At 71.3% G+C, this 23,004-nt stretch carries 16 protein-coding genes and 2 pseudogenes; 13 read left to right on the forward strand and 5 right to left on the reverse strand.

The window, feature by feature from the left end; all coding sequences use genetic code 11:
* The 4 genes from D0D37_RS16840 to D0D37_RS16855 all read left to right on the forward strand — a co-directional run.
* Positions 1–831, forward strand: an 831-nt coding sequence (locus D0D37_RS16840) for an AMP-binding enzyme (protein ID WP_162834277.1), incomplete at its 5' end; no start/stop codon positions are given.
* Positions 832–834: 3 nt separating this feature from the next.
* Complete coding sequence (locus D0D37_RS16845; RefSeq protein ID WP_116201500.1) at positions 835–9,432, forward strand: non-ribosomal peptide synthetase; 8,598 nt, start codon at positions 835–837, stop codon at positions 9,430–9,432.
* Positions 9,429–10,391: an ABC transporter ATP-binding protein gene (locus tag D0D37_RS16850; RefSeq protein WP_116201501.1), complete on the forward strand. Its 963-nt coding sequence runs from the start codon at positions 9,429–9,431 to the stop codon at positions 10,389–10,391. The genes D0D37_RS16845 and D0D37_RS16850 overlap by 4 nt, the downstream gene beginning before the upstream one ends.
* Complete coding sequence (locus D0D37_RS16855; protein ID WP_116201502.1) at positions 10,388–11,176, forward strand: ABC transporter permease; 789 nt, start codon at positions 10,388–10,390, stop codon at positions 11,174–11,176. The genes D0D37_RS16850 and D0D37_RS16855 overlap by 4 nt, the downstream gene beginning before the upstream one ends.
* A gap of 217 nt (positions 11,177–11,393) precedes the next feature.
* Here D0D37_RS16855 and D0D37_RS16860 read toward each other — a convergent pair whose 3' ends face one another.
* Entirely contained in the window at positions 11,394–12,401 is a 1,008-nt protein-coding gene (locus tag D0D37_RS16860) for an aspartyl/asparaginyl beta-hydroxylase domain-containing protein (RefSeq protein ID WP_162834278.1), read from the reverse strand.
* Between the two features lie 201 nt (positions 12,402–12,602).
* Here D0D37_RS16860 and D0D37_RS16865 point away from each other — a divergent pair, with 201 nt between their 5' ends.
* Complete coding sequence (locus tag D0D37_RS16865; RefSeq protein WP_116201504.1) at positions 12,603–13,469, forward strand: oxygenase MpaB family protein; 867 nt, start codon at positions 12,603–12,605, stop codon at positions 13,467–13,469.
* On the opposite strand, the gene D0D37_RS16870 is transcribed toward D0D37_RS16865, so the two are convergent.
* Entirely contained in the window at positions 13,461–14,483 is a 1,023-nt protein-coding gene (locus tag D0D37_RS16870) for a hypothetical protein (protein WP_116201505.1), read from the reverse strand. The genes D0D37_RS16865 and D0D37_RS16870 overlap by 9 nt on opposite strands.
* A 93-nt stretch (positions 14,484–14,576) precedes the next feature.
* Here D0D37_RS16870 and D0D37_RS16875 point away from each other — a divergent pair, with 93 nt between their 5' ends.
* Genes D0D37_RS16875 through D0D37_RS16895 form a run of 5 tightly spaced genes read left to right on the forward strand, consistent with a single transcriptional unit; the run spans position 14,577 to position 19,231 of the window.
* Positions 14,577–15,719: a cupin domain-containing protein gene (locus tag D0D37_RS16875; protein WP_116201554.1), complete on the forward strand. Its 1,143-nt coding sequence runs from the start codon at positions 14,577–14,579 to the stop codon at positions 15,717–15,719.
* A complete protein-coding gene (locus tag D0D37_RS16880; protein ID WP_244223543.1) occupies positions 15,686–16,438 on the forward strand; it encodes an alpha/beta fold hydrolase in 753 nt (250 codons plus the stop codon). Before D0D37_RS16875 ends, D0D37_RS16880 begins: the two co-directional genes overlap by 34 nt.
* Entirely contained in the window at positions 16,423–17,724 is a 1,302-nt protein-coding gene (gene hisD, locus D0D37_RS16885; protein ID WP_116201506.1) for a histidinol dehydrogenase, read from the forward strand. The genes D0D37_RS16880 and hisD overlap by 16 nt, the downstream gene beginning before the upstream one ends.
* On the forward strand, positions 17,721–18,485 hold the full coding sequence (locus D0D37_RS16890; RefSeq protein WP_116201555.1) for an SDR family NAD(P)-dependent oxidoreductase: 765 nt from the start codon (positions 17,721–17,723) through the stop codon (positions 18,483–18,485). Before hisD ends, D0D37_RS16890 begins: the two co-directional genes overlap by 4 nt.
* Positions 18,482–19,231, forward strand: a complete 750-nt coding sequence (locus D0D37_RS16895) for an HpcH/HpaI aldolase family protein (protein WP_208719997.1) — start codon at positions 18,482–18,484, stop codon at positions 19,229–19,231. The genes D0D37_RS16890 and D0D37_RS16895 overlap by 4 nt, the downstream gene beginning before the upstream one ends.
* A gap of 59 nt (positions 19,232–19,290) precedes the next feature.
* Here D0D37_RS16895 and D0D37_RS16900 read toward each other — a convergent pair.
* Positions 19,291–19,443 (reverse strand): annotated as a pseudogene (locus D0D37_RS16900) (undecaprenyl diphosphate synthase family protein); the annotation flags it as partial.
* On the opposite strand from D0D37_RS16900, the gene D0D37_RS46645 reads away from it, so the two are divergent.
* Entirely contained in the window at positions 19,418–19,555 is a 138-nt protein-coding gene (locus tag D0D37_RS46645) for a hypothetical protein (RefSeq protein ID WP_162834279.1), read from the forward strand. The pseudogene D0D37_RS16900 and the gene D0D37_RS46645 sit on opposite strands and share 26 nt — an antisense overlap.
* Before the next feature lie 369 nt (positions 19,556–19,924).
* Here D0D37_RS46645 and D0D37_RS16905 read toward each other — a convergent pair whose 3' ends face one another.
* Entirely contained in the window at positions 19,925–20,596 is a 672-nt protein-coding gene (locus D0D37_RS16905; RefSeq protein WP_116201508.1) for a TetR/AcrR family transcriptional regulator, read from the reverse strand.
* Positions 20,597–20,658: 62 nt separating this feature from the next.
* On the opposite strand from D0D37_RS16905, the gene D0D37_RS16910 reads away from it, so the two are divergent.
* Positions 20,659–21,123: an ester cyclase gene (locus D0D37_RS16910; protein ID WP_116201509.1), complete on the forward strand. Its 465-nt coding sequence runs from the start codon at positions 20,659–20,661 to the stop codon at positions 21,121–21,123.
* Between the two features lie 6 nt (positions 21,124–21,129).
* Positions 21,130–22,260, forward strand: a complete 1,131-nt coding sequence (locus D0D37_RS16915) for a flavin-containing monooxygenase (protein WP_116201510.1) — start codon at positions 21,130–21,132, stop codon at positions 22,258–22,260.
* A gap of 342 nt (positions 22,261–22,602) precedes the next feature.
* On the opposite strand, the pseudogene D0D37_RS47945 reads toward D0D37_RS16915, so the two are convergent.
* Positions 22,603–22,804: pseudogene (locus D0D37_RS47945) on the reverse strand (lysine 2,3-aminomutase); the annotation flags it as partial.
* Between the last annotated feature and the right edge of the window lie 200 nt (positions 22,805–23,004).

A 23,004-nucleotide genomic window follows, 5' to 3' on the forward strand; every position in this document is an offset into this window, starting at 1 on the left:
GCGGGGGAGCTGTACCTCGGCGGCGCCGGGGTGGCCCGCGGATACTTCCGCCGGCCGGGGCTGACCGCGGACCGGTTCGTGCCCGATCCGTTCTCCGCCGAACCGGGGGCTCGGCTGTACCGGACCGGCGATCTCGCCCGTTGGCGCGCCGACGGCGAACTGGCCTTCCTCGGCCGGCGCGACCACCAGGTCAAGCTGCGCGGGTTCCGGATCGAGCCGGGCGAAGTCGAGGCGGTGCTGCGCGCCCATCCTTCGGTGGCCGAAGCCGCCGTGCTGGTCCGCGAGGACACGCCCGGCGACCGCCGGCTGGTCGCCTACGCGGTGCCCGCCGGTCCGGTGGCCGAAACCGAGCTGCGGGCGCACTGCGCTGACCGGCTGCCCGCCTTCATGGTGCCCGCCACGGTCCAGCTGCTCGACCGGTTTCCGTTGAACCCCAACGGAAAACTCGATCGCGGCGCCTTGCCGGCCCCGGCGGGCCGCGGCGAAGCGGCAGCCGCCGCGCAGCCGCCCGCCGACGCCGTCGAGGCCGCGGTTGTCCGGGTGTGGGAGGACGTGCTCGGCGTCTCGCCAGTCGGGGCGCAGGACAACTTCTTCGCCCTCGGCGGCCATTCGCTGCTCGCGACGCAGGTCGCGGCCCGGCTGCGCACGGACTTCGCGGTGGACCTTCCGCTGCGCGCCCTGTTCGACGCGCCGACCCCCGCCCGGCTGGCGCGCGCTCTCGCGGCGGCCGAGCCCGCGCCGGGGCACGTCGCGGCGGTCGCCGAACTCCGAGGCCAGATCGACGAGCTGTCGCTCGAGGAGATCCTCGCGCAGCTGGACGACGGCGAGTAGCCGATGACCGACCAGCACGCCCCCGACACCGAGGCCGCGGACGCCAAACAGCGGTTGCTGGCACAGCTGCTGCGCAAACGGGGAATCACGCTGCCCGAGCCGGACCGGATCGTCCCGGCCGGCCGCACCGACGACCTGCCGCTCTCGTTCGCGCAGCAGCGGATGTGGTTCCTGGACCAGGTCGAGCCCGGCCAGTCCACGTACCACATCGCGATGAGCGCCCGGATCGACGGACCGCTGCGGGCCGATGCGCTGCGGGCCGGCCTGAAGTCCGTCCTGGCCCGGCACGACGCCTTGCGGTCGGCGTTCCACAGCAGCGAAGGCCGGGTGCACCAGTCGGTTCGGCCGGCCCTGCCGACGCCGATGTCGGTCGTGGACCTCTCCGGGCTGGCTCCGGCGGAGGCCGAACGGGTGCTGCCCGGCCTGGCGGCCCGGGCCGCGCAGGTTCCGTTCGACCTGGCCCGTCCGCCGCTGCTGCGGCTGACCCTGTTCCGGATCTCCGCCCGCGACCACGTGATGGTGCTGGCGACCCACCACATCGTCAGCGACGGCTGGTCGCTGGGCGTGCTGGTGCGCGAGCTGGGGGAAGTGTACTTGGCACGCGCCGAGGGCCGTCCGCCGGCGCTGGCGAAGCTGCCGGTGCAGTACCAGGATTACGCGGCCTGGCAACGGGACCGGCTGGCCGGCGACTGGCTCGAAGGCGAGGTCGGCTGGTGGCGGGAAGAACTCGCCGGGGCACCGGATCTCGCCGATCTGCCCACCGATTTCCCCCGGCCCCCGGTGCAGAGCTTCCGCGGCGCGACGGTCGCGTTCACCTGGCCCGCGGAGCTGGTCGAGCGGCTGCGCGAACTTGCCCGGAGCCAGGACGCGACGCTCTTCATGGTGCTGCTGGCCGGTTTTTCGGCCACCCTGGCGCGCTATACGCGGCAAGACGACGTGGTGGTGGGCACGCCGGTGGCCGGCCGCACCCGGTCCGAACTGGCCGGGCTGATCGGGCTGTTCGTCAACACGCTCGCGCTGCGCACCCGGTGCGACGGCTCCGCCGGTTTCCGGTCGCTGGTCGCGCGGGTGCGCCGCACCTGCCTGGACGCGTTTTCCCACCAGGACCTGCCTTTTGAACGCCTGGTGGAGGCGTTGCGCCCGGACCGTTCGCTGAGCCACAGCCCGCTGGTGCAGGTGTTCTTCGACCTGCAGAACACCCCGGGCGGGGAGGTCGAATGGCCGGGGCTGCGGCTCCGCCCGTTCGCCGGCGGGGAGGCGCTGCTGGGCGCCACCGCGAAATTCGACCTCAGCATGTCGTTGCGCGAGACTCCGGACGGCCTCGAGGGCACGCTGGAGTACAACACCGATCTGTTCGCCGCCGGCACCGTGCGGCGGATGGCCGAGCATTGCCGGACCTTGCTCTCCGAGGCGGCGGCCCATCCGGCGGAACCGGTGCGGAACCTGTCGATGCTTGCCCCGGACGAGCGAGCGCGCGCCCTCGCCGCGGCGCGCCCGGACCAGGTCGCACACCCCGGGCGGTCGCTGCACGAACTCGTCGAGCAGCACGCCGGGACTCGGCCGGACGCCGTTGCGGTGACCGGCGAAGGCCGGACCCTGACCTACGCCGCGCTCAACGCCGCGGCGAACCGGTTGGCGCGTGCGCTGCTCGAGCGCGGGGCCGGGCCGGAAACCCGGGTCGGCGTGCTGTTGCGCCGTTCTCCGGACCTGATCGTCGCAGTGCTCGCCGTGCTCAAAGCCGGTGCCGCGTACGTCCCGGTGGACCCCGACCATCCGCGGGAACGCCAGGCGATGCTGCTCTCCGACGCGGGCGCGGCCCTGCTGATCGCCGAGGACGCGCTGGCGGACTTTCCGCTGGTCTGCCCGCGAGCACCCGAGCGCTCCGCCGACAACCTGCCTGGCCGCGCGCAGCCGGGCAATCTCGCGTACGTGGTCTACACCTCCGGCTCGACCGGGCGTCCCAAGGGCGTGCAGGTGACTCATCGAAACCTCGCTGCCGCCATTGAGGCTTGGCGCGCCGCCTATAGCCTCCGCCCGGACGACCGGCACCTGCAAATGGCCAGCGCCTCCTTCGACGTCTTCACCGGCGATGTGGCCCGCGCACTCGGTTCGGGCGCGACCCTCGTGCTCTGTCAGCGGGATCTGCTGCTGGAACCGGCCGCGCTCGCCGAACTGACGGACGCGCACGGCATCACCTGCGCGGAATTCGTCCCGGTCGTGCTCCGGCACGTCGTCACCGCCTTGCGCGGCCGCCGGCTCGCCGCCCTGCGGTTGCTGATCTCCGGCGCCGACGCGTGGCCGGTCCCGGAGTACGTGCGTGCGCGCGAGATCGTCGGGCCGGGCGGCCGGGTGGTGAATTCCTACGGGGTCACCGAAGCGACCATCGACAACGCCTGGTTCGAGTCCGGCTCCGAGCCGGACGGCGCGCTCACCCCGGTCGGCCGGCCGCTCGGGCACAGCCGGACGCACGTGCTGGACCGGCACGGCAACCCGGTTCCGCCGGGCGTGCCCGGGGAACTGTTCCTCGGCGGCGACGCAGTGGTCCGCGGCTATCTCGACCGGCCCGGGCTCACCGCGGCCCGGTTCGTCCCGGATCCGTTCGGCGAGCCCGGCGCCCGGTTCTACCGCACTGGCGACCTCGTGCGCCGGAACGCCCGCGGCGACCTGGAATTCCTCGGCCGGGCCGACCATCAGGTCAAGATCCGGGGCCACCGGGTCGAACCCGGCGAGGTCGAGGCGGTGCTCGACGCGCATCCGGCCGTGGCCGGCTCGGTCGTCGTCGCGCGCGCCGAATCAGGGACCGACGCCCGGCTGGTCGGCTACGCCGTGGCCGCGCCCGGTGCCGGAGGCCGCGGCCTCGCGGAGACACTGCGGGCTCACGCGGCGCAGAGCCTGCCGCCGTATCTGGTGCCGTCGGCGATCGTGGTGCTGGACCGAATGCCGTTGAGCGCCAACGGAAAGGTGGATCGCAAGGCGTTGCCGGCACCGCCCGCCCCCGGGCCCGCCACGGTGCGCACCGCTCCGTCGACGCCCGCTGAGCGAGCAATCGCGCAGGCGTGGGCCGAGGTGCTCGGCCTCGACGCGGTCGGCGCGGAGGACAACTTCTTCTCCCTCGGCGGCGATTCGATCGTGAGCCTGCAGGTGGTCGCCCGGATCCGCGCCGCCGGCTGGGCCGTGACCCCGAAGCAGGTCTTCGAGCACCAGACGGTGCGGGCGCTCGCCGCCGCCGCGCGCGAGATCGCGGCGACCGATGTCCAGCAGGCCGAACAGGGTGCGGTGACCGGCCCGGTGCCGCTGACGCCGATCCAGCTCGCCATGCTGACCGAGCAGCGCCCGCCGGTTCCGGATCACTACAACCAGGCTGTCCTGCTGCGAGCGCGCCGCCCGACTTCGCCGTCGGCCGTGGAAGCGGCGCTGCGCGAACTGCTGCGACACCACGACGCCCTGCGGCTGCGCGTCGAGCGGACCGACTCGGGCTGGCGGCAGGAGCAGGCCGGGCTCTCCGGTGTCCCGGAGCGGATTCTGACGGTGGAAGACCTTCGCGCGGTGCCGGAAGCCGACCGGCCCGCCCGGATCGCGACAGCGGCGGAACGCGCGCAAACCGGCCTCGACCTCGCGGCCGGCCGGCTGGTCGCCGCGGTCTATTTCGACCTCGGCGCGGACGGCTGCCGCCTGCTGCTGGTGGTGCACCACCTCGCGGTGGACGGCGTGTCCTGGCGCATCCTGCTCGAAGACCTCGAATCGGTGATGGCGCGAGGACCGTCCGCGCTGCCGCCGAAAACGACGTCGTTCCGCGACTGGGCACACCACTTGCACCGCTATGCGCGGAGCGCGGAGATACGCGGGGAAGCGGAATACTGGGCCGGACTCACCGGCGCTGCGGCGATTCCGCTCGACCTGCCGTCCGCTGAACCGCCCACTGTGTCCACAGTGGACGTCGTGCGCACGAGGTTCGGCTCCGACGAGACAGCCGCCCTGCTGCGCGAAGTGCCGCAGGCATACCGAACCCGGGTCAACGACGTCCTGCTCGCCGCGCTGGGGCAAGCGCTGGGCGGCTGGCTCGGCGCGTCGCGAGTGCTCGTCGAGCTGGAAAGCCACGGCCGCGACGCCGCACCCGAAGACCTCGACCTGTCGCGCACGGTCGGCTGGTTCACCAGCTTCCACCCGGTGCTGCTGGAGCTGGGGCCGGACGGAGATCCGGGTGCGCTCCTGAAACGGGTCAAGGAAGAGCAGCGCGCGGTGCCGCGCGGCGGCATCGGCTACGGCCTGCTGCGCTACATCGAGGGCACGCCGGAGATCCGCGCCGCGCACCGTCCGCAGGTCGCGTTCAACTATCTGGGCCAGTTCGACAGCTCGTTCCAGTCCGACTCATGGTGGGAACCCGCGCCGGAACCGGCCGGGCGGATGCACGACCCGGACGAGCCGCGGGAGAACCTGCTCGACATCACGGCCGCGGTCAGCGGCGGACAGCTCGAAGTCGCCTGGGGCTACAGCACCACTGTGCACCGGCCGGAAACGATCGAAGCACTCGCCGCCTCCTTCGCCGACCGGCTGCGCGCGCTCATCGCGCACTGCTGTGCCCCGGGGGCAGGCGGACGGACGCCGTCCGACTTCCCGCTGTCCACTTTGGACCAGGAAGACCTCGACCGAGCGCTGGCCGGTCTCGACGGCGTCGCGGACGTCCTCCCGCTGACCCCGATGCAGGAAGGCATGGTCTTCCACAGCGAACAGGGCAGCGGGCTCTACGTCGAACAGTTCACCTGCCGCCTCGAAGGCCCGCTGGACCCGGCCGCGCTGCGTGCGGCGTGGGAAGCGGTCGTGCAGCGGCATCCGGTGCTGCGCACCTCGGTGCACTGGTCGGGTCTGTCCGCCCCGGTGCAAGTGGTGCACGAGGCAGTCAGTCCGGAATGGACGGAGCTGGACTGGCGCGACACGCCCGCCGTGGACCACCAGGACCGGCTCGACAAGTTCCTGGCCGACGACCGCGCACGCGGTTTCGCGCTGGACCGCCCGCCGCTGCTGCGCTTCGCGCTGATCCGCCTCGCTGCCGACGACCGCCGGTTCGTCTTCAGCCATCATCACCTGCTGCTGGACGGCTGGTCCTTCCCGAGGGTGACCGGCGAGGCATTCCAGCGGTACGAGGCCGCGGTCCGCGGCGTGCCGGCGGAACTCGCGCCGGCACGGCCGTTCCGCGACTATCTCGCCTGGCTCGGCGAGCAGGATCCGGCACGAGCGGAGTCGTACTGGCGCGAGCTGATGGCCGGCTACCGGCCGCCCGTCGAGACCGGCCCCGGGAACAGCGGGGAATCGGGATGCCAGGAAGCGGGTCTGCCGGCGGCTTCGACCAGCAAGCTCGCCGAACTCGCGAAGCGTTGCCGCGTCACGCTCAACACCGTGGTGCAAGCCGCGTGGGCAGTGCTCACCGCGCGTCGGCTCGGAGCCGACGACGTGGTGTTCGGCATGACGGTCTCCGGCCGTCCGCCGGAATTGCCCGGTGCGGACGACATCGTGGGCCTGCTGATCAACACCGTGCCGGTCCGGGCGGTCCTCCGGACCGGGCAGCCGGTCGGCGAGTGGCTTTCCGACGTCCAGCGGCAGCTCGCCGAATCACGCCAGCACGACCACACGCCGCTGGCCCGCATCCACGCCCTCAGCGAGGTGCCGCGGGACCGCGCGTTGTTCGACAGCGTGGTCGTGTTCGAGAACTATCCCGCGTCCCGCGCCGGCAGCGGCGACGAGACCGGGCTGCGCGTGCGCGAGGTGCGGACCGACGCGCAGACCAACTACCCGCTGACCCTCGCCGCCGCACCGGGCGAGGAACTGCACCTGCAACTGTGGCACGACCGGGGCCGCTTCGACGGCAACGCGGCGCGAACGCTGCTGGACCAGCTCGTCCGGATCCTCGACGGCATGGCCGCGGCGCCCGATGCGCCGGTGGAAAACCTGACGGCGCTCCCGGCCGACCAGCGCCGGATCATCCTGGAGCAGTGGGGCCGGACGCCGGGCAGGCCGCCCGCCGACCGGTGCGTGCACGAGCTGTTCGCCCGCCAGGCCGCCCGCACCCCCGACGCGCCCGCCCTGCGGCACCAGGGCGGAACGGTCACCTACCGGGAGCTGGACGAGCGGGCGAACCGCCTGGCGCACTGGCTGGGTGCGGCCGGGATCGGCCCCGAAGACCGGGTCGCCCTGCTCCAGGAGCGCGGAGCGGAGCTGATCGTTTCGACGCTGGCGGTGCTCAAGGCCGGCGGCGCGTACGTTCCGCTGGACGCTCGCAGCCCCGACGACCGGCTGGCCGCGATGGTCCGCCGCTGCGCGGTGAAGGTCGTCCTCGCCGACCGGGCCTCGGCGGCCCGGAACGTCGCCGGATCCGCCGTGGTGCGCGTGGTCGACACGGCAGCGGACCGGGCTGATTTCCCTGCCACAGCACCGGATTGTCCCGTGCGCCCAGCTGGCCTCGCCTACGTGATGCACACTTCCGGTTCCACCGGCGCCCCGAAGGGCGTCGCCGTCACGCACGCGGACGTCGTGGCTCTCGCCACCGACTCGTCCTGGGCCGACGGCCACCGGCGGGTCCTGTTCCACTCCCCGCACGCATTCGACGCGGTCACCTACGAACTCTGGGCGCCCCTGCTGTCCGGCGGCGAAGTGGTCGTCGCACCGGCGGGCGACCTCACCATCGACGACCTGGGCGAACTCGTCGCCGCGAACCAGGTGACCGCGGCTTTCCTGACGTCGGGACTGTTCCGCGTGCTGGCCGACACCGCACCGTCCGCGCTGGCTGGCCTTCGCGAGCTGTGGACCGGCGGCGGCGTGGTGCCCGCCGACGCTGTGCGCCGGGTGCTGGCCGCATGCCCCGGACTCGCGGTGACGGACGGCTACGGGCCGACCGAAACCACCACCTTCGCCACTCGGTACCGGATGACCGACAGCGAGACCGTGCCGTCGTCGGTCCCGATCGGCCGTCCGCTGGACGGCATGGCGGTGCGCGTTCTCGACGCGCAGTTGCGGTTGGTGCCGGCCGGCTCGGTCGGCGAGCTGTTCGTCGCCGGCGCGGGCGTGGCCCGCGGCTACCTCGGCCAGCCCGGTTTGACCGCCGACCGGTTCCTGCCGGACCCGTTCGGCGACCCGGGCGCCCGCGTGTACCGGACCGGCGACCTGGTGCGCTGGACCGCCGACGGCGTGCTGGATTTCGTCGGCCGGACCGACGACCAGGTCAAGATCCGCGGTTTCCGGGTCGAGACCGGCGAGATCGAAGCGGTGCTGCGCGCGCACCCCGCGGTGCGGGAGGCGATCGTCGTCGCACACCGGGACGAGCGGGCGGGCTGGCGTCTTGTCGCGTACGTCGTCGGCGACGGCAGTGCGGAAGATCTGCGCGCGCATTGCCGCTCGGCGTTGCCGGACTACCTGGTCCCCGCAGCAGTGGTGGCACTCGGCGAACTCCCGTTGACCCGCAACGGAAAGATCGACCGGGACGCGCTGCCCGCGCCGGCCGGTCCGCTGCCCGCGGCGGAGTACGTCCCGCCGCAGACCCCGGTGCAGGCGGTGATCGCCGCGGTCTGGCAGGACGTGTTGGGCGTCCCGCGCATCGGCGCGCACGACAACTTCTTCGACGCGGGCGGTCATTCCATGGTCGCGTTGCGGCTGGTGGGGGAGTTGCGCCGGATTCTCGGACGCGCAGTGTCGCTGGCCGACCTGTACGGCAACCCGACGCCCGCGGAACTCGCCGAAGCGCTGGAGCAGCCACGGGAGGACTGGCCGCGCTCGGTCATCACGTTGCGCGCCGGAACCGCCGAGCCGCCGCTGTTCTGCATACACCCGAAGAACGGCACGGTTTTCTGCTTCACCTCGCTGGCCCGCGTCCTGCCCGGGGAGAGCCCGGTCTACGGCGTGCAAGCCCACTCCCTCGAACTGGCGTGCGCACCGCACGAATCGATCGAAGAGATGGCCGCCGCGTATGTGGCGGACATTCGGCAGGTGCGCCCGGCGGGCCCGTATCACCTGTGCGGGTACTCGCTCGGCGGGCTGATCGCCTACGAGATGGCCCGGCAACTGCGGGCGGCCGGGCACGAGGTGGCCCGTCTGGTACTGCTCGACAGCAGTCCCGACCTCGGGCCGGATTTCCCGTCACTGGCCGAATTCGAGGCGATGGACGACGTGCAGTTCCTGGCAAGCGAGTTCGCCGAACACCTGCCGGTGACCGAAGCGCGGCTGCGCGCGCTGCCCGCGGACGAACGGCTGCCGCACGTGGTCGCGCTGGCCGGCGAAGCGGGGCTGCTGGCCGAGCACATGGACCTGCGCACGATGCGCCAGTACGTGGACATCGCCCGCGCGCACACCCGGGCCGCGCTCGCCTACCGGCCGCAACCCTGTGCCGGATCGGCGTTGCTGCTGCGCTGCGCCGACCCGGACGAACCGCCGGACAGCGATCCGGCGTGGGGCTGGGGCGAGCTGGCCCGCGGCGGCCTCGACGTCCGGCTGGTGCCGGGCAGCCATCTGACCATGCTCGACCCGCCGCACGTCGCGGCGCTGGCCGGGCACCTGCGCACCCCGCCGCCCGGCGGACGGCACCCCAGCGAGAACGGACAGGCGATGCAGACATGACTTCCGACAGCGGCAAGGCCGTCGAGGTGACCGGGCTGACCAAGGTCTACCGCGCCGGATCGGGGACCCGCCGGGTGGTCGACGGCCTCCACCTGTCCATCGAGCACGGTCAGGTGCTCGGCCTGCTCGGCGTGAACGGGGCGGGCAAGACGACCACCATCAAGATGATCTGCGGACTGGTCACCCCCACCGCGGGCGAACTGCGCGTCAACGGCTGCGACGTGCGCCGCTCGCGGCGGCGCGCGATGGCGCAGATCGGGGCGGTGCTGGAAGGCACCCGCAACATCTACTGGCAGCTCTCGGCTTGGGAGAATCTGCGGTACTTCGCCCGGCTCAAGGGTTCCCGGGGCACGTCCTGGCGGGAGCGGGCCGAGCATCTGCTGCGCGACCTGGAGCTGTGGGAGCGCAAGGACGAGCCGGTCACCCGGTTTTCCCGCGGCATGCAGCAAAAAGTGGCGATCGCCTGCGCGCTGATCGGCGACCCGCCGGTGATCCTGCTCGACGAGCCGACGCTCGGCCTGGACGCACAGGCCTCGCGCACCGTGCGGCTCTGGGTGGACCGGCTGGCCCGCGAGGAGGGCCGCGCCGTGCTGCTCACCTCGCACCAGCTGGAGGTCGTCCAGGACCTGTGCGACCGGGTCGCGGTGATCCACCAGGGCCGGATGCTGATCGACAAGCCGGTGAAGGAACTGCTGGCGCTGTTCGGCAAGGACAGCTACGAAATCCGGCTGGGCGGGCGCCTGGACGCCCGCGAACCGGCCTGGCGGGACCTGGAGGTCACCGCGCGGGACGGCGAGATCACCCTCTCCGGCGAGATCAACGACCAGGAGGAACTGCACGAACTCCTGGCGCACGCGCGCAGCCGGTCGCTGACCGTGCTCGGAGTCAACCGCCTCGAACCGACACTGGAGGAAGTCTTCTTGCGAGTGGTCCAGGACGAACAGGAGCTGCGGCGATGAGCGCGGCGGCGCACGTGGTGCTGGCCGAGGCGCGCAAAGGCCTGCGCGTCAACTGGTACTACAAGTTCAACATGGTGATGCAGCTCGTCACGCTCACCGCGATCTTCCTGTTCCTGGTGTTCTTCCTCGGCCACGGCTCGATGGACCCCGGGCAGCTCACCTCGGCGCTGCTGGGCTACGTGGTGTGGTTCTACGCGGTGAACATGGTCAGCTGGGTGGGCATCGACCTGGTCAGCGAGGCGCAGACCGGCACCCTGGAACAGATGTGCATGTCGGTGAGCCCGCCGGAGCTGCTGCTGCTCGGCCGGGCGGTCGCGGCGCTGGTCACCACCACCGGCCTGGTCGCGGTGCTCGACCTGGTGCTGCTGGCGAGCTTCGGCGTGTCCGTCCCGGTGTCCGGCGGCGGCCTGCTGATGCTCGCGCTGACGCTGACCGGCCTGTTCGGCTTCGGTCTGATGATCGGCGGCGCGATGCTGGTGTTCAAGCACGTCGGGGCACTCGCCAACCTGATGATCAACATGATCATCTTCACCAACGGCACGCTGCTGCCGGTGGACGAGTTCCCGCGCTGGCTCACGACGATCGCCAACAGCCTGCCCAGCACGCAAGGGGTCACCATGCTCCGCGAATCGGTGCTGCAGGGCCGGTCGCTGGCCGCGATGTGGTCCGACGGCGGACTGCCCGGGCTGCTCCTGAACACCGGGATCTACCTCGGGCTCGGCGTGCTGGTGTTCGAGGTGGGCATCCGCCGGGCACGGGTGCGCGGGTCGCTCGGCCAATACTGAGCGGAGCTGTACCGGGCCGTGGGGGACCGCTCGCTGTCCCCGCTCCCGTCCGTCAACGCCCCTTGCGGGAACCGCATTTCCGCAAGGGGCGTTGACGGATTCCCAGCCCTGCCAGGGCTTTTCAGGGATTCACAGGTTCCGCGACGCACTCCGCCGGAGCCGCGACGCGCAAAGTGCGCCGCACCCACCGGTGCGGCGCACGTGCGGTTTCACCGGTTCAACTCTCCAGCGCGGGCTGCTCCCGGACGGTCTCGATCACCTGGCTGCCGCGCCGGTAGCGGAACACGATCCGGGGCGCGGGGCCGGCCGGGTCCAGCACCATGCTCTGTTCGTGCGTCCAGCACAGCGGACGGAACTCGCGGTCCCCGATGTGCGCGAGCGCGGTTTCGTGCTCGCCCATCCGCAGCACCAGCCGGTCGTCCTGCACGCGCAGCTCTCCCTCCGCGTCCTCGCCGGAATCCCATTCTTCCGCGGTGGGCAGCTCCGGATGCGGTTTCAGGAACGCGGCCGGCATCCGAATCGTGCCGTGCACGGTGCGCAGCTGATCCGGCAGCGCGCGTTCTTCCCGGAAGAACATCACCTCGTCCGCGGCGATCTGCGCGCGTACGTCCGCCGGGAAGAGGTCGAAAAGCCCGGGCGCGACATAACAGTCGATGATCAGGTGGACGCGCGCCGCGGAACCGCGATTGTAGAGCGAATGCGGCATCCCGAAATTCGCGTACCAGAATTCGCTCGGCTTCCACCGCTGGTCGGCGCCGTTGATGGTCAGCACGGCGGCGTCGCTGGTTTCCACCGGAATGTGCAGCCGCACCCATCCGACCGGCAGTCCGTACGGACTGTCGGTGTGTTCCTGCACCTCCGCGCCGGCCGCCAGTGAACTGAACCGAACGCCGCGGATCGGCACGTCCATGCTGTCGAGGATTTCCCGCACGTACGGGGTCAGCCCGAGGTAGGAGGTGTCGGCGAAGTCCTGCAGCCCGCCCGCGTTGCGGCCGATCTTCTCCAGGTCGCCGCCGGGACAGCGCAGCACCAGGACGTCCCAGCCGGTCTGCTCGCCCTCCGGCCGCTCCGCGTCCTCGGCGGCCGGGTTGGCGTGGACGAGGAAGTGCTTTTCCACCGCGGCCAGGTCCGCGCGCAGCCGGTCCGGGTCGATGACCGGCAGCAGCTTGACCGCATCCGGCGGGCCGTCCGGCGCGGCTGGCCGGGTTGCCGTGGACGTTCCCATGTGCTCGCCTTTCACCGGTGCGTACCGGATATCGGGAATTCGTCGGAAGCGCGGCGGCGCGGCTATTCGCGCCGTGCGCGTTATGCCGGTCATCGTACTACGGAAAAATGGGCCGCGGGACAGTTTTCCGATTGCGGCGAATTACGGTTATTGCGCTCGCGGGGCCGCGCCGGAGACGAACTCGGCGTATGCTGGCGGGCGATGGGAAATCCCGAACCGCTCGGCGCGGGCAGCGTGATGTGGGACGTCGCGGGGGAGCTGCGCGCGTTTCTCGTCATTCCCTCCACACTGCTGCTCCAGGTGATGCATCCGGTGGTCGGGGCGGCGGTGAGCGCGCATTCGGCGTTCCGCACCGACCAGTGGGGCCGGGCGAGCCGGACGTCGGACTCGATGCTGCGCTACATCTACGGCGGCGAACTGGCCCTCGCCGAGGCGCGCCGGCTGCGCGAATTGCACAAGCCGTTCCAGGGCGTGGACGAGCGCGGCCGCCGCTACCACGCGCTGAACGGCGCGGCCTATGCCTGGGTGAACGCGACGCTGGCAGAGCGGTACCTGACCTCGTGCGCGCTGTTCGGGCCGGATCTGTCGGCGCGGCAACAGGAACGGCTTTACGCCGATTCCGTCCAATTAGGACACGTGCTGGGCGTTCCCGGCCGTGAGATGCCGCCCACGCTGAGCGCGTTCCGGGACTACTTCGCGACCATGGTCGGCGAGTGCCTCGAACGTTCGGACGCGGCGCTGGCGGTGCTGTCGGACTTGCGCGATCCGGTGCCGCCGCCGGGGGTGCCGCACGCGCTGTGGCGGCGGCCCGGCCGGATCCTCGGCCGCGCCGCCAGGTTTCTCACCGTCGGCACGTTGCCGCCGGAAGTGCGCGATCTGCTGGAACTGCGCTGGACACCGGCCGATCAGCGCCGCTTCGACCGGTTCGCGGCCGGTGTTCGCACCTGGGCGCCCTGGCTGCCCGAGCGGCTGCGCTACGTCCCGGCGGTGCGGAGAATACGAAGGCAGGCGGCCCGGGCCGGCGACCCCCGGACCGCCTGCGCGGCGGACGAATCAGGTTCAGAGTGAGGCGGCCCGTCCGCCGCCTCCGCGGGACACCGCGGCCGCCGCGCCGAACACCAGCAGACCGACCAGCAGCGCGGTGATCAGCGTGATGCCCGCGTACGTTCCGACGGAATCGACTTCCGCCTGGTGGCCCAGCAACTGCCAGATCCGGTCCCGCAGCACCGCCGCGGCCGGCAGCGCCAGCGCGCCGGCGATCACCGCGACCCGGGTGGCCTGCCGGATGCGGCCGGGGCGGGCCGATTCCGCGCCCCGGGGCATCGCGATGTGCAGGACAGCGTTCGAGATCAGGCAGAACGCGAGGAATCCGCCGAACGCGACGAGCACGCTCATGCCGTACAGCAGCGGGGTTTCGCCGCCCTCGCCGAGCGCCTGCATCGAGGCGACTCCGATGCCGGCGAGTGCGCTGAGCAGCACCGCGAACGCGACGATGTGGTCGCGCACGAAGCCGAGCGGCCGGTCGAGCCGCACGCCGGCGATGCGGCGCACCAGTTCGGCCAGGTCGTCGAGCCAGTCGCCGTCCGGACGGCCGGATTCGGTGTGCGGCAGCTGCCGCAGCGCCATCCGGTGCAGCGCGAACGACGCCGCGGCCAGCAGCGCCAGCGGGAGCAGGCTCGCGATCAGCCCCGGCGTCTTCGCGTCCCACCGGTCGTGGTCGGCCGCGAGCACGGTCGCGACGACGTCGGTCAGGACGGTCAGCGCCACCAGTGCCGAGCTGACCAGGCAGCCGCGCGCGAGCTGGTTGATCCGGAACACCGGCTGCGGCTGCCCGCGCCGCCACAGCGAGGCGCGCACGAGAAGCAGCACGGTCATCGCGGGCACCAGGAACTCGGTGAACGAGATCATCCCGTGGTACGGGTCGTCCTGCCACGGCGTGCTGGCGCTGATGCTGTGGAACTGGGTGGTCGCGTACGCCCAGGCGGTGAACACGACCCCGCTGAGGACGCTGCACCACAGAGCCCAGGCGGCGGGACGGCGGGCCGGGTGCCCGGCCGGGATTTCCAGTACGTCGGTCGTCATGGCGAACACCTCGTCAGCTGTTGATGTCGCGTCGGGCGAACAGGACCAGCGCCATGCATACGTATGAACAACGAGATTTCCGGAGGGGTGCCCATGCGTACCGACGAAGGGCGGGTCCCGGCGGGCGAACTGGCGCGCCGGACGATCCGGCGGGCCGATTTCGTGTCGTGCGACCAGGCGTTCATCGACTGCCGGACGCCGGGGTCGGACCGCAAGGAGAACTACTCGATGATCGGCCCGGGGGTGACCCAGAACGCGGACCAGGTGGTGAACCTGCGCGAGCCGCACGGGTTCAGCATCGGGGCGGCGGCGATGCCGCACGGGATCACCAACAATCTGCACCTGCACTTCACCGCGGAAGTGTTCCTGTGCTTCCGCGGCGAGTTCCTGCTCCGCTGGGGCGCGGACGGCGACGAAGGCGAGCTGGTGCTGCGCGAGGGCGACATCGCCTCGATCCCGACGTGGATCTTCCGCGGGTTCACCAACATCGGCCCGGACGACGGCTGGCTGTTCACCGTCCTCGGCCACGACGACACCGGCGGCATCATCTGGGGCCCGTCGGTGCTGCGGGAGGCGGGGCGGCACGGCCTGCACCTGACCGCGGACAACCGGCTGGTCGATACTCTCGCCGGCGACGAGGCGCCCGACCCGGCCGAGCTGGTCCAGCCGATGGCTCCCGCCGACATCGCCGCCCTGCCGTCCTACGACGCGGCGAAGCTGCGCCGCCGCGTGGCCACGGCCGACGATCTGCAGTGGTCCAGCCATGCTTTGCTGGGCGGCGCGGTTCCCGGCGGGCGCGCCGAACTGGCTCCGGTGATCGGCTTCGGCATGACCGAGGACCGCGACCAGGAACCGCGGATCTACAACCCGCACGGGCACAACGTGGCGTGGCTGCGCGCCGAGCCGGGCGAGGGCATTCCGCTGCACCGGCACGACGAAACGCAGGTGCTGTTGGTCAAGGACGGCGAATGGGACGTCACGCTCAACCGGCACGACGAGGTGAGCGTGCGCCTGGGCCCGTGGGACATGGTCTCCGTGCCGCGCGGCGCGTGGCGGAGCGTCCGCAACGTTTCGGCCGAGCGGGCGACGCTGCTCGTCGTCAACAGCGGGGACGGCCGGGTGCGGCTCGACTGGGACGACGAGGTCGTCAAAGCGGCCGCCGACGCGGGCGTGGGCCTGGACCACAACGGATACCTCGCGCCGTGGCATCTGCTGCCCCGCGCGGCCGTCCGGTGACCGACCTGCCGGTGGTGCTGGTCCCGGGGATGCTGTGCGACGCCGACGTCTGGGCGGACGTCGGCCCGCACCTCCCCGGGCCGGTGGTCCACGCCGGGATCACCGCACCGGACATCGGCGGCATGGCCGAGCAGATCCTGGCCGCGGTCGAGGGCCCGTTCGTGCTCGCCGGGCTCAGCCTCGGCGCGATCGCCGGGTTCGAGGTCGCCCGCCGGGCGCCGGAGCGGCTCGCCGGGTTCTGCGCCGTCTCGACCAATGCCGCCGCGCCGACCGCCGAGCAGCTCGCCGCGTGGGCCGGGTTCGACCGCCGCACGCGCGACGGAGAGTTCTCCGCCGTCGTCGCGGAGGAGATCCTGCCGACGATGTTCTCCGGCCCGGACCCCTTGCTGCACCGGCGTTTCCTCGCCATGGTCCGGCGGGTCGGCCCCGGCACGTTCCGGGCCCAGCTCGCCGCCCAGGCGACCAGGCGGGACGCCCACGCGGCGGTCGCGGGCCTGTCCTGCCCGGTGCTCGTCGTGTCCGGCGCACGGGACCGGTTGTGCCCGCCCGAGTTCCACCGTGCGATCGCCGCGCAGGCGCGAAACGCCGTCCTGCGGGTGCTCCCGGAAGCCGGGCACCTGCTGACCTACGAGGCACCCCGCGCCGCGGCCGCGGCGATGTCCGGCTGGCTGCGCAGTTTTCCTCACTCTCGAAGGAGTTTCGAATGCCCAAGACCCTGAAATCCGCCGTTCCGGCCGAGCAGGTCGCCGCCGAGCGCACTGACGTAGGCGACCGGGTCCGTGCGATCATCGCCGACATCCGCGAACGCGGGGACGCCGCGGTCCGCGACTGCTCGGCGAAATTCGACGCGTGGACGCCCGAATCGTTCCGGCTTTCCGCCGAGGAGATCGAGAAGATCGTCGCCCGCGTCCCCGGTCAGGTGCTCGACGACATCCGGTTCGTGCAGGACCAGGTGCGCACCTTCGCGCAGCGCCAGCGGGATTCGTTGCAGGAATTCGAAATCGAGACGCTTCCCGGTGTCCACTTGGGACAGAAGCACGTCCCGGTCGCCGCCGCGGGCGCGTATGTGCCCGGCGGCCGGTACCCGCTGACCGCGTCCGTGCACATGACGATCGTGACCGCGAAGGTCGCCGGGGTGCCGCGAGTGGCCGCGTGCACGCCGCCGATCCGCGGGGAGGTGCCGGAAGCGACCGTCGCCGCCATGCACCTGGCCGGGGCGGACGAGATCTACCTGCTCGGCGGGGTGCAGGCGGTGGCCGCACTGGCGGTCGGGACCGAAACCGTCGGCCGCGTCGACCTCATCGCCGGTCCGGGCAACGCCTACGTCGCGGAAGCGAAACGCCAGCTTTTCGGCGAGGTAGGGATCGACCTGTTCGCCGGCCCGACCGAGGTGCTGATCGTCGCCGACCGCACCGCCGATCCGTTCGTCGTCGCGGTGGACCTGTTGTCCCAGGCCGAGCACGGCCCGGATTCCCCGGCGGTGCTGATCACCACGTCCGAGGACGTCGCCCGGGAGGTGCTGGAGCACGTCGAGGCGCTGCTGCCCGGAATGCCCACGCGCGACTTCGCCGGCCCGGCCTGGCGCGACCACGGCGAGATCCACGTGGTGGACGATCTCGACGAGGCGTTCGCGCTGGCGGACACCTACGCGTTCGAGCACGTCCAGGTGCTGACCGAGCAGCCGCGGCAGGCGTTGGACAAGATGCGGGACTACGGTGCGCTTTTCCTCGGCCCGGGCACGTGCGTGTCCTACGGCGACAAGGTGATCGGCACCAACCACGTCCTGCCGACGCGGGGCGCCGCGCGCTACACCGGCGGGCTTTGGGTGGGCAAGTACCTCAAGACGGTCACCTACCAGGAGGTCACGAGCAGCGAATCGAGCGTGCGGCTAGGCGAGGTCTGCGGACGCGCGGCGCGCGTCGAGCTGTTCGAGGGGCACGCCCGATCCGGCGACGTGCGCGCGGCCGAGTTCCGGCGGGGAGAACTTTCGTGGAACCCGGCATGACGGCCCCGCTCGCCCGGCGGACCGCGCTCGTCACCGGCGGCGGGAACGGTCTGGGCCGCGCGATCGCCCGCGCGCTGTCTCAGGCAGGTGCGCGGGTGGTCGTGGCTGGGCGTCGGAAGGACACCCTCGAGGAAACCTTGGCCGCGCTGCCGGGCCCAGGCCGGGCAGCGGTGTGCGACGTCGCCGATCCGGCCTCAGTCGCCACGCTCGCTGCCGAGCTTGCCGACGAGGAGATTTCGGTCCTGGTCAACAACGCCGGGGTCGCCGGGCCGGTCAAGCCGCTAGTCGACGTTGAACCTTCGGAGTGGGACGAGGTCTTCGGCGTCAACGTGCGCGGGGTTTACCTGGTGTGCCGTGCTTTTCTGCCGCCGATGGTCGCGCGAGGCGCGGGCGACGTCGTCAACATCGCTTCGGTGAGCGGAAAACGTCCGCTGCTGCGCCGGACGCCGTACTGCGCGTCCAAAATGGCCGTGCTGGGTTTGACGGCGACGCTCGCGGGAGAGGTCGGACCGTCCGGGGTCGCGGTGAACTCACTGTCTCCGGGCCCGGTCGACGGCCCGCGGATGGAGCGGAACTTCCGGCTCGAGGCCGAACGGACCGGCGTCAGCTACGCCGAGGCGGAGCAGGCCTTTACGAGCCGCGCGGCACTGGGCCGGATGGTCACCGAGCAGGAAGTAGCCGCGGCCGTGCTCGCGATGCTGACGATGTCCGGACTATGCGCGGCCGACATCGACCTCTCGGCCGGGATGGTGGCCCGGTGACCACGCTGAAACACCGGCTGCGATCCGGCGAACGCCTGCTCGGCGGTTTGCTGCGACTGCCCGCCGAGACCTTGGTCGAGATGGCCGGGGTGGCCGGCCTGGATTTCGTCGTCCTCGACTGCGAACACGGACCGGCGGACCTGGTGCCGCTGCAGCACCACGTCGTAGCGGCCCAAGCACACGGGCTCGGAGTACTGGTCCGGGTCGGCGCCGACGAGCCCGCGCTGGTCCTGCGGGTTCTCGATCTTGGCGCGGACGGGGTGATCGTGCCGCACGTCGACACCGCGGAACAGGCGAGGGCGGCGGTCGCGGCGGCGCACTATCCGCCGCTGGGAAAACGAGGCTTCGCCACCTACAGCCGAGCGGGCCGGTTCGGTGCCCGAAGCGCCGCCGAACACCTCCGGCAAGCCGAGGAGACGACGATCGTCGTGCCGATGCTGGAGACCCCCGAGGCAATCGCGGCGGCAGAGGAGATCCTCGCGATCCCAGGCGTCGACACGGTCCTGGTCGGCCCCGCCGACTTGGCAGTGACGCTAGGCATCCCCGGCGGCGCGGCGGAACCCGCTGTCGCGCAAGCGATCCGCGCCGCGGTGGCGGCGGCGAAGACCGCGGGGAAGCCGATGACCAGCATCGTGGGAACCGTCGAACAGGCCAGAAAGGCACCGCCGGGTGCTGTGGTGTACAACCTCGCGCACGTCCTGCTCCACACCTTCGCGGGGTTAGCGGAGGCCCGCATGCCCGGCTGACCCCGGTCGGAGCCGGAGACACGGCGGCGGGTGTTCGAGCCAGGGGAGTGTCCAGCCGGTCAGCGGCCGTAGCTGCGCAGTGCCCGGAGGAAGTCGACTTCGCGGAAGGCGGGCCAGAAGTACAGTTCGGAGTAGGCGCTTTGCCAGACGAGGAAGTTGGAAAGGCGTTGTTCCTCGCTGGTGCGGATGACCAGGGGTGATGGTGTCGGCGAGTTCGTCCAGCTTCCCGGCGGCGGCGTGTTCGGTCAGCAGGGCGCGTCGCCGGGCAGGCTGACGGAGGTCCAGGTAGCGGTCCGCCGCGCGTCCCAGATCCACAGCGTTTGATTCCCGTCGCTGACGAGGATTCGGATGCGTTGCCTATGGGTTGCGCTGCACTCGGCTGTCGCCGCGAGGGGGATCGTTCTTTCCGCCGGACTGAGAACCTGCCAGGAAAGTCGAGTACGCGCGATGTGCAGGCGCCTCAAGCCGCCTGATCTTCGCTGACGTGCGGCTACGTGGTTGTCTCGCGCTGAGGTCACCCACGGCCAGTCTCGTTCGTGGCGTTTTCTCCGAGACCGCTCCAGAGGCGGCAGCGGATGGTCAACTGCGTTCCGGTGAGGTCGCCGAATATGGCGGTGCAACACCAGTCTGTGGATGCGTCTGCGTCGGGCGCGCACCGAGTCGACCGCCCCGGAGCGTGCGGGGGACTCGGGGTCAGCGCGGTTCGTCGGCGCCGTCGGCCAGCAGGAGCCGGATCCACGCGGTGGTCAGCCAGTCCGCGAACCGCTTCGGCGACCAGCCGCGCTGCTCCACGAGCAGTGCCCAGTACTCCGGGCCGTTCATGCTCCACACGACGTCGGCGAGTTCGTCGTGTGTCAGGTCGGTGCGGAGTCTGCCGTTGCCGGCGAGATCGCTGACGAACCTGCGCATGTTCGCCGCCCGCCGCTCGGTGACCTGCGTCCACAGCGCCTGGCAGTCCGGATCGGTGGATGCGGCGTCGCGCAGGGCCAGGTAGACAGGCGCCAGCCGAGGGTGGATCTCGGCGAGGGCCCGCGCGTAGATGCCGATCTTCTCGGCGGCGGTCGCCGCGCGCTGGATGCGCTGCACGTAGTCGCGCTGTTCGGCGGCCACCGCATGATCCGTTCCCGAGATCGCGGATTCGACGACCTCGCGCAGCAGGGCGGGTTTGCGCCCGATGGCGGCGTAGACGGTGTCCACCGCGACTCCGGCCCGGCGGGCGATGTCGGTCACCGTCGTCGCCGCGTATCCCTGCTGGACGAACAGTTCGCGCGCGGCGGCCAGCACGGCACGCCGGGTCTCGGCGGCCTGCTCCGCGCGCCGGGGCGAGTGGTAGCGCCGCTTCTCGGTGTTGACGTCGCCCGCCATCAAGCCTAACCTGCCTTTATTCATCCGAAGTCAGTTCGGGTCAATTTTACAGGAGGCCCGTGATGGTCTCGACATCCCTCGCATCGGACAACAAGGCGGCCTTCCGCCGCCTGATCGTGGACGGTTTCCAGGCGGGCGATCCCGCCGTCGTCGACGAGCTGGTCTCCGCCGCGCTGGTGGAGCATCAGTTCGGCCTCGCGGGATCGGGCGCGCAGGCGATCAAGAACTTGAAGCAGGCGGTCGTCGACGTGCACGCCCTGATGCCCGACGTGCGCTACAGCGTCGACTCGATGGTCGCCGACGGGGACACCGTGTGGACCCGCATGACCGCGCGGGGCACCGACAGCGAGGGTGCGTTCGGGCATCCGGCGACCGGTCGGCGGATCGAGATCGCGGTCATCGACGTGGCCCGCTTCGACAACGGCAGGCTGGTGGAGCACTGGGGAGTGCCCGACCGGTTCGCGCTGCTCGCCCAGCTGGGCCTCCTCGCCGGACTGGTTGGCCGGCGCGACCAGGCGGAAGGGTAGACCGTCATGCCTGCCGAACGTTTCGACACGGTGATCAGCGGCGGCGGCCAGGCCGGCCTTGCGATGGGGTACCAGCTGTCGCGGCTGCAGCGGTCGTTCGTGATCCTCGAAGCCCATCAGAACATCGGTGACTCGTGGCGGCTGCGATGGGATTCGCTGCGGCTGTTCACCCCGGCCCGCTACGACGCGCTGCCGGGCAGCCGCTTCCCGGCGCCAGGGTGGTCCTACCCCAGTCGCGACGAGTTCGCCGACTACCTGGCGGCGTATGCGGCAGAACTCGCCCTGCCGGTGCGGACCGGGGTCCGGGTGCGGCGGTTGAGCCATGACGGCGACCGATATCTCGTGGAGTCGGCGGACCAGCGGTTCGAAGCCGACCATGTCGTGGTGACCTCAGGCTTCGACCGCCTGCCCACGCTGCCCGCGTTCGCCGCCGAACTCGATCCCGGCGTCCGACAGCTGCACGCGGCCGACTATCGCGCCCCGAGCCAGTTGCGCGATGGCGGCGTGCTCGTGGTCGGTGCGGGCAACAGCGGCGCCGACATCGCGCTCGAGGTGTCGCGAGACCACCGGACCTACCTGTCCGGCAGGCACCCCGGGCAGGTTCCGTGGCGGATCGACCGGAGGGTCGCCCGTCCGCTCACCCGCATGGTGTTCTTCGCCTTCTCCCACGTCCTGACGGTCAAGACGCCGATCGGGCGCAAGGCCCGGCCGCAGGCGCTGGCGCACAGCGGCCCGCTCGTCCGGATCAAATCAAGCGACCTGGCCGCGGCCGGAGTCGAACGGGTGCCGCGGACCGCCGGCGTCCGCGACGGTCTGCCGGTGCTCGAGGACGGTCGCGTGGCGAACGTGTCGAACGTGGTGTGGTGCACCGGTTTCCGCCCCGACACCAGCTGGATCGACCTGCCCGTGTTCGGCGCGGACGGCGCGCCCGAACATGGGCGCGGCATCGTGCGAGGACAGCCCGGACTGTACTTCCTCGGCCTGCTGTTCCAGTACGCGCTGTCGTCGTCGATGATCCACGGGGTCGGTCGCGACGCGGAGTACATCGCCCGGCACCTCGCTGCCGGCGGGCAATCCGCGCGTTCGACGCGACGCGACACCCGGGCTGAGCGTGCGCGACAGCCTGAAGCGCGTTAGGCCTCGGCCGATCGGAGGTGTCTGTCCGGCGAGGTGTCACGATCGGATAGGCCCCAGCGGCTGGGCTTGGATCAAGGATGCTCCATCGCTGCGACCGCAGTCGGGCAGCCCATCGCCGACACCCGCCTCGAGCCGTTCGCAACGCGCTGTCGCCGAAAAGCGGGTCCGGGTCTGATGTTCGCCGGGCGCAGCCGCCGCTCTCCATCTCGCCTGGAGCCCTGGTCTCGCTGACCGGAAGCAGTCCTCGAGTGTCCACAGTGGAATCCATGGGTCATATGCCGATCGCGTCCGCGGCACTCGCAGTGCATCCTGGCAGCCGGATCAGGGTCTGGACGGCGGGCAGGTCCAGCAGGAAATCCCTAGATCCCGGTCGTACCCCGCCAACTGGTGCACCCACCGCTTCTCGACGTAAGGAACGTCGCAGACGATCCGGCGTCGGATATCCCGGTAAATGCCCCATGATCGAATGCTGCAATTCCTGCGCCTCGTGCACGGAAACCCGCCAGTGCTCCGCATTGGGAATCATGTCGCACGTATAGAAGTGCTCGTGGCAGGTCAAAACGAAGACGAACGTCCATAGTGGATTGACGGGCTGTTTCTGGGAGATACGGGAGCAGGGATCTGGGGCGCGGTGTGCTGTGGCCGTCGCGGTTCGCCTTGGTGGTTGGCGGTCATGGCGCGACGTTGGTCGCTGGCGGCAGCACCATGCCGCTTCGACTTTCCTCGCACGCGGGCTGGGACAAT

The sequence above is a fragment of the Amycolatopsis circi genome, from assembly GCF_003385235.1.
Classification (GTDB): Bacteria; Actinomycetota; Actinomycetes; order Mycobacteriales; family Pseudonocardiaceae; genus Amycolatopsis; species Amycolatopsis circi.